Source organism: Pseudomonas sp. B22(2017), assembly GCF_002113105.1.
In the GTDB taxonomy this organism is placed as follows: Bacteria; Pseudomonadota; Gammaproteobacteria; order Pseudomonadales; family Pseudomonadaceae; genus Aquipseudomonas; species Aquipseudomonas asiatica.
Genome location: NZ_NEJN01000003.1, coordinates 239,644 through 252,936, shown reverse-complemented (window position 1 = coordinate 252,936; position 13,293 = coordinate 239,644). Strand labels below are relative to the sequence as shown.

12 protein-coding genes are annotated in these 13,293 nt (G+C 60.9%); 4 read left to right on the top strand and 8 right to left on the bottom strand.

What is annotated here, in order from left to right:
- Positions 1-3 precede the first annotated feature (3 nt).
- The 3 genes from CAG18_RS08725 (at position 4) to CAG18_RS08715 (ending at position 2,327) form a co-directional block, all read left to right on the top strand.
- On the top strand, positions 4-207 hold the full coding sequence (locus CAG18_RS08725; protein WP_003257949.1) for a YbdD/YjiX family protein: 204 nt from the start codon (positions 4-6) through the stop codon (positions 205-207).
- A gap of 108 nt (positions 208-315) precedes the next feature.
- On the top strand, positions 316-1,662 hold the full coding sequence (locus CAG18_RS08720; RefSeq protein ID WP_024086353.1) for a cache domain-containing protein: 1,347 nt from the start codon (positions 316-318) through the stop codon (positions 1,660-1,662).
- A 32-nt stretch (positions 1,663-1,694) separates the two neighbouring features.
- A complete protein-coding gene (locus CAG18_RS08715; RefSeq protein WP_024086354.1) occupies positions 1,695-2,327 on the top strand; it encodes a response regulator transcription factor in 633 nt (210 codons plus the stop codon).
- Here the strand turns inward: CAG18_RS08715 and gltS are convergent.
- The 7 genes from gltS to arcD (CAG18_RS08680) all read right to left on the bottom strand — a co-directional run bounded on the left by gltS (position 2,324) and on the right by arcD (CAG18_RS08680) (position 11,005).
- Positions 2,324-3,523, bottom strand: a complete 1,200-nt coding sequence (gene gltS / locus CAG18_RS08710) for a sodium/glutamate symporter (RefSeq protein ID WP_039612756.1) — start codon at positions 3,521-3,523, stop codon at positions 2,324-2,326. The two genes, CAG18_RS08715 and gltS, sit on opposite strands and share 4 nt — an antisense overlap.
- A 512-nt stretch (positions 3,524-4,035) precedes the next feature.
- Positions 4,036-5,544 carry a sigma-54-dependent transcriptional regulator gene (locus CAG18_RS08705; protein WP_015269086.1) on the bottom strand — a complete coding sequence of 503 codons (1,509 nt, stop codon included), beginning with the start codon at positions 5,542-5,544 and terminating at the stop codon, positions 4,036-4,038.
- 168 nt (positions 5,545-5,712) lie between these two features.
- Positions 5,713-6,081, bottom strand: coding sequence for a DUF5064 family protein (locus tag CAG18_RS08700; RefSeq protein WP_013971111.1), 369 nt, complete (start codon positions 6,079-6,081; stop codon positions 5,713-5,715).
- 55 nt (positions 6,082-6,136) lie between these two features.
- Positions 6,137-7,066 (bottom strand): carbamate kinase, encoded by a 930-nt coding sequence (gene arcC, locus CAG18_RS08695; protein ID WP_003257953.1) that lies wholly within the window; start codon positions 7,064-7,066, stop codon positions 6,137-6,139.
- A gap of 143 nt (positions 7,067-7,209) precedes the next feature.
- Positions 7,210-8,220: an ornithine carbamoyltransferase gene (locus CAG18_RS08690; protein ID WP_013971112.1), complete on the bottom strand. Its 1,011-nt coding sequence runs from the start codon at positions 8,218-8,220 to the stop codon at positions 7,210-7,212.
- 70 nt (positions 8,221-8,290) lie between these two features.
- Positions 8,291-9,544, bottom strand: coding sequence for an arginine deiminase (arcA, locus tag CAG18_RS08685; protein WP_003257954.1), 1,254 nt, complete (start codon positions 9,542-9,544; stop codon positions 8,291-8,293).
- Positions 9,545-9,577: 33 nt separating this feature from the next.
- Positions 9,578-11,005: an arginine-ornithine antiporter gene (gene arcD, locus CAG18_RS08680; RefSeq protein WP_015269087.1), complete on the bottom strand. Its 1,428-nt coding sequence runs from the start codon at positions 11,003-11,005 to the stop codon at positions 9,578-9,580.
- Positions 11,006-11,440: 435 nt separating this feature from the next.
- On the opposite strand from arcD (CAG18_RS08680), the gene arcD (CAG18_RS08675) reads away from it, so the two are divergent.
- Positions 11,441-12,868 (top strand): arginine-ornithine antiporter, encoded by a 1,428-nt coding sequence (gene arcD, locus CAG18_RS08675; RefSeq protein ID WP_013971114.1) that lies wholly within the window; start codon positions 11,441-11,443, stop codon positions 12,866-12,868.
- Here arcD (CAG18_RS08675) and CAG18_RS08670 read toward each other — a convergent pair.
- Positions 12,848-13,264, bottom strand: coding sequence for a YbaN family protein (locus CAG18_RS08670; protein WP_013971115.1), 417 nt, complete (start codon positions 13,262-13,264; stop codon positions 12,848-12,850). The two genes, arcD (CAG18_RS08675) and CAG18_RS08670, sit on opposite strands and share 21 nt — an antisense overlap.
- Positions 13,265-13,293: the final 29 nt, after the last annotated feature.

Here is a 13,293-nt window from a genome sequence, read left to right as displayed (position 1 = left end):
GGAATGTTCAATGACCTGAGCAAGATGGGTAAGTACCTGGGGCAAGCCGCCCGGATGCTGGTCGGCATGCCAGACTACGACGCCTATGTGGAGCACATGCAGCTCAAGCACCCGGAAAAACCGCTGATGTCCTACGAGGCGTTTTTCCGGGAGCGCCAGGAGGCACGTTACGGTGGCGGGAAGGGACGCCCAGTTCGTTGCTGCTGAGCGCTGACTAGCCCAGGCAGGCGCAACGTTCATCATGGTGCTCTCGCATTGGAAGGCCGGCAGCAGGCATAGTGCTGTTGCCGGCCCGCTCCTGCATTGGAAATGACCATGCAACTCAAGCACAAGATCGTCACTCTCAGTGTGCTTCCACTCGTCCTTTCGGTCCTGTTCATCTGTGTCCTCGTGTTTGCCCAGAGTCGCAAGCTGGAGGAGGAACAGGCACGCCTGGTTGAAAGCAGCATCATGGCAGCAAAGAAGGCCGAGTTGAAAAACTACCTAAGCCTGGCGATGAGCCTCATCGCGCCGTTGTATGAAGGCAGCACCGATAATGAAGCAACTCGGCAGCGTGCACTGGAGATCCTGTCCCAAGCCAACTTCGGCCTCGACGGCTACTTCTTCGTGTATGACCAGCAGGGCAAGAACCTGATGCACCCGAGGCAGTCCGAGCTGGTTGGCAAGCAACTCATTACGCTGACCGACAAGAACGGGCTACCGGTCATCCAGGCGCTGCTCAAGAGCGCCAGGGAGGGCGATGGATTCCAGTTGTACGACTGGCAGAAGCCTTCTTCCGGGCAGATTACCGGGAAACTGTCATATGTCGTGATGCTGGACCGTTGGGGCTGGATGCTTGGCACAGGCATATATATCGACGATGTGGAGGTGGCGACCCGCAAGTCCCGGCAAGAGGTCGCTACCGGGGTACTGACCACGGTTCTGGCGATCGCCTCGTTCTCGTTGATTGCCGTACTGGTGATTTTTACCGGTGGCCTGATGCTGAACGTCAGTGAGCATCGCCTGGCGGACCGTAAGCTTTCCACGCTCAACCAGCGGATCGTGAACCTGCAGGAGGAGGAGCGCTCGCGGGTTTCGCGTGAACTGCATGACGGGATCAGTCAGGAGCTGGTGTCGATCAAGTTCCAGTATGAGCTGGCCGCCATCGAACTGGCCAACGGCCGGAGCGAGGGCCTGGAAAACCTGCGCAAAGGTACTTGCAGACTTGGCGCGGCGATCGGTGAGATACGCCGCATTTCCCATGATCTGCGCCCCTCGCTTCTGGACACGTTGGGGTTGTCGCCTGCCATCGAGCAACATGTCCGTGAGTTCGAGCAACGTACCTCGATTCACACCCAGTACGAATGTGGAATGGATGCGGCGGACATCGATACCAGCCTCAGGTTGACGCTGTTCCGCATCATTCAAGAGGCCCTCGCGAACGTGGAGCGTCATGCCAAAGCCACTGCCGCGATCGTTTCCGTCACGCAACAGCAGGGCATGATCGTATTGCGTGTGGAGGACAACGGGGTAGGGTTCGACACCCGCGCAGCAGACGAGTGCCACGGTATCGGCCTGAGGAACATTCGCGAACGAGTGGACCACCACTCGGGTAGCGTCAACATCGCATCCTCTTACGGCCGTACCGAGCTACAGGTGCAGATACCGGTTACGATCAGCTGAGCAGCCTTGCCACGCCAACCCTCGAGGACTCCATGAGCGTAACCCATCCGGTCAGAATCGCCCTGGTCGACGACCACGTCCTTGTGCGTGACGGCGTAAAGGCGCTGCTGTGCGCGATCCCGCACTTCGAGGTTGTCGGCCAGGCCGAGTCAGGAGCCCAGGCAATCGAGTTGGTAGCGACTACTGAACTGGACATTCTCCTGGTCGACGTAGGGCTTCAGGACATGAACGGGTTGGAGCTCACGCGCAAGCTGCGCGAACGCTACCCGGATATCAGGATCCTCATGCTGAGCATGTACGACAACCAGGAGTACGTCCGCACCTCCATCAGTTCCGGAGCGCTAGGTTATGTGCTGAAGAATGCGCCTTCCGCAGAGCTCATCGCGGCCATCGAGGCCATCGCTGCGGGAGGAAGCTTCTACAGCTCGGAAATCACTCGCAAGCTCGCCGTGAGCAACCGGGACGAGCACGAGCTGACGCCCCGTGAGTTGCAAGTGCTGTCAATGATCGCCAAGGGGCACAACAACAAGAAAATGGCCCAAGAGCTGGATATCAGTGTCCGTACAGTGGAAACCTATCGGCTGAGCATCAGGCGCAAGCTCAATATCGATACCCCTGCGGCACTCGTGAAATACGCCCTGGAGCATGGCCTGACCTCGATCTAGGCAATCCAGGGCAACGCCAGATACAGCTTGATGACGATGACATTGATGATGTCGATGAAGAATGCCCCCACCATCGGCACCACCAGGAAGGCAATGCGCGAGGCTCCGTAGCGCTGGGTCACCGCTTGCATGTTGGCGATTGCCGTTGGCGTTGCACCCAGGCCGAAACCACAGTGCCCGGCAGCCAGTACCGCTGCATCATAGTTGCGGCCCATTACCCGGAACGTGACGAATATCGCGAACAGTGCCATGACCAATGTCTGTGCGGCGAGCAATGCAAAGAATGGTAATGCCAGCGCTGAAAGGTCCCACAACTTGAGCGACATCAAGGCAATGGCCAGGAATAACGACAAGCTCACATTGCCCAATACCGAGACTTCCCGTTCGAATACTTGATAAAAGCCGAGCGCCGAAAGGCCGTTTCGCAACACCACGCCCACGAACAGTACGCAAACGAACGTTGGCAGTTCAAACGCAGTGCCTTTCAGCATACCGTTAAGTAACGAGCCTGCGAGTAAACTGACAGCGATCAGCGCCAATGTTTCGATAAATGAAAACGGCGTGATCAAGCGTTCTTTGTCTGGTTGTTCGAAACCCTTGGGCAGTCGTGGTGCTGGTTCTTCGATACCAGGTGTCGTTACCCGTCTGATCAGCAACCGGGCGACCGGGCCACCAATAAGGCCACCCAGTACCAGGCCGAAGGTAGCTGATGCCATTGCGAGTTCGGAGGCCGACGCCAGACCGAACTTTTCGGTGAAAGTGGCCCCCCACGCGGCGCCTGTACCGTGGCCGCCGGACAAGGTAATAGAGCCGGCCAGCAGGCCCATCAGCGGGTCGAGGCCAAGTGCCGTTGCCAGGCCGATACCCATGGCGTTCTGGACCAGCAGCAAGCCGGTTACCACCAGCAGGAACACGGTAACCACGCGGCCACCTTTTTTCAGGCTGGCGAAGTCTGCACTCAAACCGATGGTGGCGAAGAATGCCAGCATCAGAGGAGTTTGCAGTGAAGTATCGAATTGCACGTGGATATCGAAACTGCGCAACACCAGGAACGCCAAGGCCACTACCAGCCCGCCAGCGACAGGTTCCGGAATATTGTAAGTGCGCAGGAAACCAATACGCGCGACCAGGCCGCGCCCCAATAACAGTACCAAAGAGGCGGCTACAAGCGTCCCGTAAAAATCGAGTTCAAACATCAGGTGCTCTCGTTATATCCAGTAGCGGACCACTTCCCGCTATGGGGCGGGCAAGTGGGGTGACAGGTGGGAATACACTGTCACCATTCTACGAGGCATACGTGGGAGAGTATCTTTCACTGGCGTAGGAAAAGCCTGAATAACAACCGGATTATTGCAATAACTATCAGGGGCAGCTTTGCGGCCCATCGCAGGCAAGCCAGCTCTCACATGGCACAACACATGACTCATTGGTTCAGCGAGGTTCTGTAGGAGCAGCCTTGTGCTGCGAAGAGGCCGGTACAAGCAACAGACAGGCTTTGTCAGTACCGGCCTCTTCGCAGCACAAGGCTGCTCCTACAAAGGACGCGTCAGACGAGCGATATTTGTTCTCTGCGCGACAGCGCAGCCCAAAAGGGCTGGGCAATCTCCCACAGGTATCGCGCAGAATTCAGCACGTGTGCGATACCTGTGGGAGCTGGCTTGCCTGCGATGGGCTGCGTAGCAGCCCCGTTGACGCTATCTGACAGGTATCAGGCTTTGCTCGGTATTCCATATTTGCGCAGGCGCTGCGCAATGGCGGTATGTGAAGTTTGCAAGCGCCCGGCCAGTTGCCGCGTGGATGGGTAGCTGGCGTACAGGCGTTGCAGCAGTTCGCGCTCGAAATCACTCACGGCCTGTTCCAGGCTGGCCACTTCGCCGTCCTGACCACGGGCCACCGAGGTGCCAGCGATGTCCAGGTCACCAATATCCACCAGGTTGCCCTCGCAGATGGCTGCGGCGCGGAATATCACGTTCTGCAGCTGGCGCACATTGCCCGGCCAAGGGTTGGCCAGCAGTGCCGAATGGGTAGCCGGGGTCAGCCTGCAGGGTGGGCGCTGGATCTGCGTGCAGGCCTGCTGCATGAAGAAATGCGCCAGCATCAGGATGTCCTGGCCGCGGTCGCGCAGCGGTGGCACTTGCAGATTGAGCACGTTCAGGCGGTAGAACAGGTCTTCGCGGAAGCTGCCTTCGGCGACCATGCGCTCCAGGTCGCGGTGGGTGGCGCTGATGATGCGTACATCCACCTTCACTTCGCGGTCGCCACCCACCCGGCGGAAGCTGCCATCGCTGAGAAAGCGCAGCAGCTTGGCCTGCAGGTATGGCGACATCTCGCCGATTTCATCGAGGAATACCGTGCCCTGGTTGGCCAGCTCCATCAGCCCGGGCTTGCCGCCCCGTTGTGCGCCGGTGAAGGCCCCGGGGGCGTAGCCGAACAGTTCGCTTTCGGCCAGGCTCTCGGGCAGCGCAGCACAGTTCAGCGCCAGGAATGGTGCCGCGTGGCGGCTGCTGATGGCGTGGCAGGCGCGGGCTACCAGTTCTTTGCCGGTGCCGGTTTCGCCATGCACCAGCAGCGGTGCATCGAGCGCCGCCACGCGCAGGGCGCGGGCCTTGAGGGTGCGGATGGCCGGTGACTCGCCGAGCAAGGCATCGAAGCCTTCGGCATGGTCGTGGTGCAGGGCCGACAGGCGTTCGCCCATGCGCGTAGGCGGGTACAGCGTCAGCAGGCCACCGGCGTTGGTGATCGGCATGGCGTCCAGCAACAGGCTCTGGCCGTTGAGCTGCATCTCGCGCATGGGCAGGTGGAAGTTGTTGTCCAGCAGGGCCTGCAGCAGCGCCGGGTCGCCGAACAGCTCACCCACCGAGCGCCCGGCCGATTCGCGGCCGCACAGTTCGATCAGCGCCGGGTTGGCCAGCAGCACCTTGCCGGCACTGTCCACGGCCAGCACCGGGTCGCTCATCGCAGCCAGCAGGGCATCGAGCTGCAGGTGCCGGCGTTGGCCAGGGAGGATGTCGACCACGTCCACCGATTGCACGCCATGTACCTCGAACAGCGCGTCGTGCAGTTCTTCGAGCACGGCGGGGCTGAGGGTAGGGGCGTCGATGTAGACGTTCGGCGGGACCATCTCCACGGCGTCCAGGTTGAGGTTGCGGGCACCGAGCAGGGCGAGGACTTCCTGGGTGATGCCGACGCGGTCGATGAAGCTGACGTGGATGCGCATGGGGAGGGTGCGGTTGTGGCTGGGGGAGGGCGGTAGTATGCCTCAACATTGTCGGGGCCGCTTTGCGGCCCATCGCGACCCAAGGCCGCTCCTACAGGTACAGCGCCACACCCTGTAGGAGCGGCCTTGTGTCGCGATGGGCTGCAAAGCAGCCCCCGGATCCTGAAATCACTCCAGATGTTCAGGCTTGATCGGGTCGCCCGATTTCACATCCAGCTTTTCGCGAATGTCCGCGAACATATGGTCATAAAGCTTGTGCGGCGAGCTCAGGCTCTCGAACTTCTTCGGTGGCTTCAGGTACGACTGCGCCCTTCGGCTCAACTGCATGAGGAAGCTGGGCAATACCTGGTCCTTGGCCAGGAAGAACTTTTCTTCCACTGGCTTGCCTTCGATGCTGCCATGCATCTTGAACTGGATGCCTCTACCTTCCTTGGGGTCCGACACTGCCTCGTATTCGATGTTCAGGTCATAGCTGTGGTCATTCTGGTTCAGCGCGGTGCGCTCGATGTGTACATGACCGGGTTGGTACTGGGCCATGGCAAGCTCCTTTGGAAGGTCGAAAATGGCGGACGCTGGCGCCCGCCTACTGCATTCAACGGTAGCTGATCCCCGGCTTCGCGGTGGAAACGCGCGTGCCGGCGGTGCCTTTGACGATGTCCTCGATGTTCTCCAGCGAACTGATCACTGCCACTTTGCCGGTGTTGCGGGCAAAGTCGCAGGCGGCCTGCACCTTCGGCCCCATGGAGCCGGCGGCGAAGCCAAGGCGTTCGAGTTCGTCGGGGTGGGCCTGGGCAATGGCCTTTTGTGTGGGCTTGCCCCAGTCAACATAGGCCGCATCGACGTCGGTGGCAATGATCAGTAGGTCGGCGTCCAGCTGCTCTGCCAGCAGGGCCGAGCACAGGTCCTTGTCGATCACCGCCTCGATGCCCTTGAGCTTGCGGTTCTCATCGTACATGGTGGGGATGCCGCCGCCGCCGGCGCAAATCACGATGCTGCTCTTTTCCAGCAGCCACTTGATCGGGCGGATCTCGAAGATGCGTTTGGGTTTCGGGCTGGCCACCACTCGGCGGTACTTGTCGCCGTCGGCCTTGACCACCCAACCCTTTTCCTTGGCCAGGCGCTCGGCCTCTTCCTTGCCATAGACCGGGCCGATGAACTTGGTCGGGTCCTTGAAGGCGGGGTCGTTGGCGTCCACTTCGACCTGGGTCAGCAGGGTGGCGAACGGCACTTCGAAGGCCAGCAAGTTGCCCAGTTCCTGTTCGATCATGTAGCCGATCATGCCCTCGGTCTCGGCCCCAAGCACGTCCAGCGGGTAGGCCTCGTCGGGCTTGTAGGACAGGCCCTGCAGCGACAGCAGGCCAACTTGCGGGCCGTTGCCGTGGGCAATGACCAGTTCGTTGCCTGGGTGGATCTTGGCGATCTGTTCGGTGGCGGTGCGAATATTGGCGCGCTGGTTGTCAGCGGTCATGGGCTCGCCGCGACGCAGCAGGGCGTTGCCGCCCAATGCAACAACGATACGCATGGGGAATGTCCTTTGCGGATATAGGGTGAGCGCCTCGATCCATTGTGGGAGCTGGCTTGCCGGCGATCACCGGCGAAGCCGGTGCCATGCACCGAGTTGCCTGTATCGCCGGCAAGCCAGCTCCCACAGGATCGAGGTGGTTGTCAGAGGTCAGCCAGTGTCGACACCAGGATCGCCTTGATCGTGTGCATGCGGTTTTCCGCCTGCTCGAAGGCGATGCAGGCCGGCGACTCGAAGACGTCGTCGGTCACTTCGATACCGTTGGCCAGGTCCGGGTACTGTTCGGCGATCTGCTTGCCTACCTTGGTTTCGGAGTTGTGGAACGCCGGCAGGCAGTGCATGAACTTGGTCCGCGGGTTGCCGGTGGACTTCATCAGCTGTGCATTCACCTGATACGGCTTGAGCAGCTTGATGCGCTCACCCCAGGCTTCGATCGGCTCACCCATCGATACCCACACGTCGGTGTGCACGAAGTCCACACCCTTGACCGCGGCAACCGGGTCTTCGGTGAGGGTGATGCGTGCGCCGCTTTCCTCGGCGTACTTGTGGCAACGTTCGACCAGGTCGTCATGCGGCCACAGCGCCTTGGGCGCGGCGATGCGTACGTCCATGCCAAGCTTGGCGCCGATCAGCAGCAGCGAGTTGCCCATGTTGTTGCGGGCGTCGCCCAGGTAGGCGTAGCTGATGTCGTGCAGCGGCTTGTCGCTGTGCTCGCGCATGGTCAGCACGTCGGCAATCATCTGGGTTGGGTGGTATTCGTCGGTCAGGCCGTTGAACACCGGAACGCCGGCGAACTTGGCCAGCTCTTCGACGATTTCCTGCTTGAAGCCCCGGTACTCGATGGCGTCGTACATGCGCCCGAGCACGCGGGCAGTGTCCTTCATGCTTTCCTTGTGGCCGATCTGCGAGGAGGTCGGGTCGATGTAGGTGACATTGGCCCCCTGGTCATAGGCGGCCACTTCGAAGGCGCAGCGGGTACGGGTAGAGGTTTTTTCGAAGATCAGCGCGATGTTGTTGCCTTTCAGGTGCTGCTGCTCGGTACCGGTGTACTTGGCGCGCTTGAGGTCGCGGGACAGGTCCAGCAGGTAGCGCAGCTCGCGGGTGGTGTGGTGTTCCAGGCTGAGCAGGTTGCGGTTGTGAATATTGAACGCCATGACTTTTCTCCTTGAGTTTGGTGAACGCACCGGCCGCCGCTTGGTGAGGGCGGCCGGGGGGTAATGGTCGTTAGTAGTCGATCGGGTCGCGCACGATCGGGCAGGTCATGCAGTGGCCGCCGCCCCGGCCCCGGCCCAGTTCGCCGGCACTGATGGTGATGACCTCGATCCCGGCCTTGCGTAGCAGGGTATTGGTGTAGGTGTTGCGGTCGTAGCCAATGACCACGCCCGGTTCCATGGCCACCACGTTGTTGCCGTCATCCCACTGTTCGCGCTCGGCGGCAAAGCTGTTGCCACCGGTTTCGACCACGCGCAGCTTGACCCCAAGCTGCTCGCCCACCACCTCGATGAACGACTTGTTCTCGCGGCGCACGTCCATGCCGTAAGGCTTGCTTTCGTCCGGGCGGATGATGAACGGCACGATCTCTTTCACCACTTCCGGGAAGACCGTGACCAGGTCGCGGTCGCAGAAGCTGAACACGGTGTCCAGGTGCATGGCAGCACGGGATTTCGGCAGGCCGGCGACGATGACTTTTTCCACCGCGCCCTTGGCGAACAGGTTTTGCGCCAACTGGCCGATGGCCTGGCGCGAGGTGCGCTCGCCCATGCCGATCAGCACGATGCCTTTGCCGATCGGCATCACGTCACCACCCTCGAGGGTGGCGTTGCCGTGGTCCTTGTCCGGGTCGCCGTACCACACCTGGAAGTCGGCGCCGGTGAACTCCTTGTGGAACTTGTAGATGGCTGTGGTCAACAGGGTTTCCTGGCGGCGCGCCGGCCAGTACATCGGGTTGAGCGTGACGCCGCCATAGATCCAGCAGGTGGTGTCGCGGGTGAACTGGGTGTTGGGCAACGGTGGCAGGATGAAGCTGGAGTGGCCCAGGTAGTCGTTGTACATCTTGACCACGCTGGCGCCTTCGCTTTCCGGCAAGTCCTGGCCTGCCACGCCGCCAATCAGGAACTCGGCCAGATGGCGTGGCTCGAGGCCTTCGAGCCAGCTTCTCACTTCGTTGGTCAGGCCGACGCCGACAGTGTCGGAGGTGATCTTGCGATCGAGGATCCACTTCAGTGCTTCGGGTTGCTGGACGATGTCGGTCAGCAGGTTGTGCATCTCCAGCACATCCACGCCACGCTCGCGCATCTTGGTGACAAAGTCGAAATGGTCACGCTTGGCCTGGTCGACCCAGATCACGTCGTCGAACAGCAGCTCGTCACAGTTGCTCGGCGTCAGGCGCTTGTGCGCGAGGCCCGGCGAGCAAACCATCACTTTGCGCAGTTTGCCGGCTTCGGAGTGGACACCGTACTTCTGTTTTTCAGCGGACATGATTTCATTCCTCCAGTTGAACGAAGACGTGGGTCAAAGGGTCAGGAAGCCGTCGTACAGGCCAAAGGCTGCCACCAGGGCACCGATGACCACGGCTGCGAAGATCAGTTTTTCCACGTTGGTGAAGACAGGTTGGCCAACCTCACGCTTGGCCTTGGCGAACAGGATTGCGCCAGGTGCGTAGAGCAGGGCCGAGAGCAGCAGGTATTTCACGCCACCGGCGTACAGCAGCCAGACGGCGTACAACAGGGCGATACCACCGATCACCAGGTCCTTCTGCCGTTCGGCCAGGGCCTGCTCGTAGGTTTCGCTACGCAGAGCCAGCAGGAAGGCATAGGCGGCCGACCACAGGTAGGGCACCAGGATCATCGAGGTGGCCAGGTAGATCAGCGACAGGTAGGTACTGCTGGAGAACAGCGTGATCACCAGGAAGATCTGCACCATGGCGTTGGTCAGCCACAGGGCGTTGGCCGGTACCTGGTTGGCGTTCTCGCGGCGCAGGAACTCCGGCATGGTATGGTCCTTGGCGGCGGCGAACATGATCTCGGCGCACAGCAGCACCCACGACAGCAGGGCCCCGAGCAGCGAGATGATCAGGCCGACGCTGATCAGTACCGCGCCCCAGTGGCCGACCACATGCTCCAGTACGGCAGCCATCGACGGGTTCTGCAGCTTGGCCAGTTCTGGTTGGGTCATGATGCCCAGCGACAGCACGTTGACCAGCACCAGGAACAGCAGCACGGTGACGAAGCCGATGACCGTGGCCTTGCCCACGTCAGAGCGTTTTTCCGCCCGCGACGAGAAGATGCTCGCACCCTCGATGCCGATGAACACCCACACGGTGACCAGCATCATGTTGCGCACCTGGTTCATCACGCTGCCCAGCTCTGGCGTACCTACCGCCCAGATGTCGGCGGTGAAGATGTCGAGCTTGAAGGCGAACAGGCAGATCAGGGCGAACAGCAGCAGCGGTACCACCTTGGCCACGGTGGTGATCAGGTTGATGAATGCTGCTTCCTTGATGCCGCGCAGCACCAGGAAATGCACGGCCCACAGCAGCACTGATGCGCCGATGATGGCGGCCGGGGTGTTGCCTTCGCCGAAGATCGGGAAGAAGTAGCCCAGGGTACTGAACAGCAGCACGAAGTAGCCGACGTTGCCCAGCCAGGCACTGATCCAGTAGCCCCAGGCCGAGGAGAAGCCCATGTAGTCGCCAAAACCGGCCTTGGCGTAGGCATACACCCCGCCATCCAGGTCAGGCTTGCGGTTGGCCAGGGTCTGGAACACGAACGCCAGGGTCAGCATGCCGACCGCGGTGATCGCCCAGCCGATCAGTACAGCACCAACCCCTGCGCTGGCAGCCATGTTTTGCGGCAGCGAGAAGATCCCGCCACCAATCATCGAACCGACGACAAGTGCAACTAACGCGCCGAGCTTTAGTTTTCCGGATGAATCAGACATTTAACAACTCCTGCCAGGAGAAAGTTGACGACAGAGTAAATCCGACGCCGCTGCCATTCGCTGACTTGGGTCAGTTCATGGCGACGTGAAGTAGGAAAATTCCTTCACGAAGCTCCTGGAGAGTGCCGACAACTTATGCCGCAGGCCTTGCATGCTGGCACCTCCATGTCCATCTAGAGCAAACGCTCTGTTCAGCCTGCGATGCTTGACGCTAGCCGTTTTTGCCGCTTTCGCAAATTTTTCACAAGAATTTCGAGTTTTATCGGATTCTTTTCTAGTTGCTCCGGAGCTGCTAGGTTTTACTCAAAAGCTGGCATAGACAAAGCAGTTATTAGTGCTATAGCTTCATTGGTCAGGATCATTATAAGTAGCAACACTTATATGGACCGCATGGCTGTTTCAAGCCCATGACAGTGCGCAAAAAAAGGAAGGCTCATGAGCGAACCGGGACAGAAGCTGCGCCTGGGCGCGCTGATCGCATTGGTGGTCGGCTCGATGATTGGAGGCGGGATCTTCTCGTTGCCGCAGAACATGGCGGCGCGTGCCGATGTGGGGGCTGTGCTGATCGGTTGGGGTATCACCGCAGTCGGCATGTTGGCCCTGGCTTTCGTATTCCAGACCCTGGCCAACCGCAAGCCGGAGCTGGACTCAGGAGTGTACGCCTACGCCAAGGCCGGCTTTGGCGAATACATGGGTTTTTCCTCGGCCTGGGGCTACTGGATCAGTGCCTGGCTGGGCAACGTCGGCTACTTCGTGCTGCTGTTCAGCACCCTGGGCTTCTACTTCCCGGTGTTCGGCGAGGGCAACACGCCAATTGCCATCGGTTGCGCCTCGCTGCTGCTGTGGGCGGTGCATTTCCTGGTGCTGCGCGGCATCAAGGAAGCGGCGTTCATCAACCAGGTGACCACCGTGGCCAAGGTGGTACCGTTGCTGATTTTCGTGGTGATCGCGGCGTTCGCCTTCCGCGCCGATATCTTCACACGTGACATCTGGGGCCTGAGCAACCCGCAGTTCGGCAGCGTGCTGGAGCAGGTGCGCAACATGATGCTGGTCACCGTGTTCGTGTTCATCGGTATCGAGGGCGCCAGCGTGTATTCCGGGCGCGCCCAGCGCCGCTCGGATGTGGGCAAGGCCACGGTGATCGGTTTCCTGGGAGTGCTGGCGCTGCTGGTGCTGGTCAACGTGCTGTCGCTGGGGGTGATGACCCAGCCGCAACTGGCCGGGCTGCAGAACCCGTCACTGGCTTCGGTGCTGGAGCATATCGTCGGGCCATGGGGTGCCTTGCTGATCAGTATCGGCCTGGCGGTTTCGCTGCTTGGCGCGCTGCTGTCGTGGGCGTTGCTGTGTGCCGAGATCCTCTACGCCACGGCGCGGGACAAGACCATGCCGCGTTTCCTGGCCAAGGAAAACGCCAACCATGTACCGGCCAACGCCCTGTGGCTGACCAACTGCATGATCCAGGGCTTCCTGCTGATCACGCTGTTTTCCGCCGGTACCTATACCAGCCTGATCTACCTGGCCTCGTCGATGATTCTTGTGCCCTACCTGTGGTCGGCGGCCTACGCCGTGCTGCTGGCGGTACGTGCAGAAACCTACGACGAGCAGCCGGCCCTGCGCCGCAAGGACCTGCTGGTGGCGCTGGTTGCCCTGGTATATGCCGTGTGGCTGTTGTACGCCGGCGGGCTGAAGTACCTGCTGCTGTCGGCGCTGCTGTACGCGCCGGGCGTGATCCTGTTCGCCAGGGCCAAGCATGAGCAGGGTAAAACCTTGTTCACCACTTGGGAAAAGCTGATTTTCGCTGCCGTGCTGGCAGGTGCCGCGCTGGCGGCCTATGCCCTGTACTCAGGGCTGCTGAGCTTGTGACGGGGCAGGGCAGGGGGCGTGCTCGGGGCGGGACCAGATCCACAGGTTGCCCAGGGTCATGCCGGCAATGGCCAGGAACACCGGCCAGCGGTGTTCCAGGAACGTCAGCATCAGGCCCGCGCACAGCAGCATGCTGAGGGTCGCGCTGACCTTGGCCCGGCGCTGGATCACCTTGCCATTGCGCCAGTTGTGCAGGATCGGCCCGAACAACCGGTGGTTTTCCAGCCAGGCAGACAGGCGCGGCGAACTGCGTGTGGCTGCCCAGGCAGCCAGCAGGATGAATTCGGTGGTCGGCAGGCCGGGAATGACGATCGCGACCAGGCCCACGCCCAGGCTCACGTAAGCCAAGGTCGCATACAGCAGGCGGGCGAGTTTCGAACGGGCGGGTCGGGTCATGGTCTCACTGCATGGAAGCGGTTCGGCCA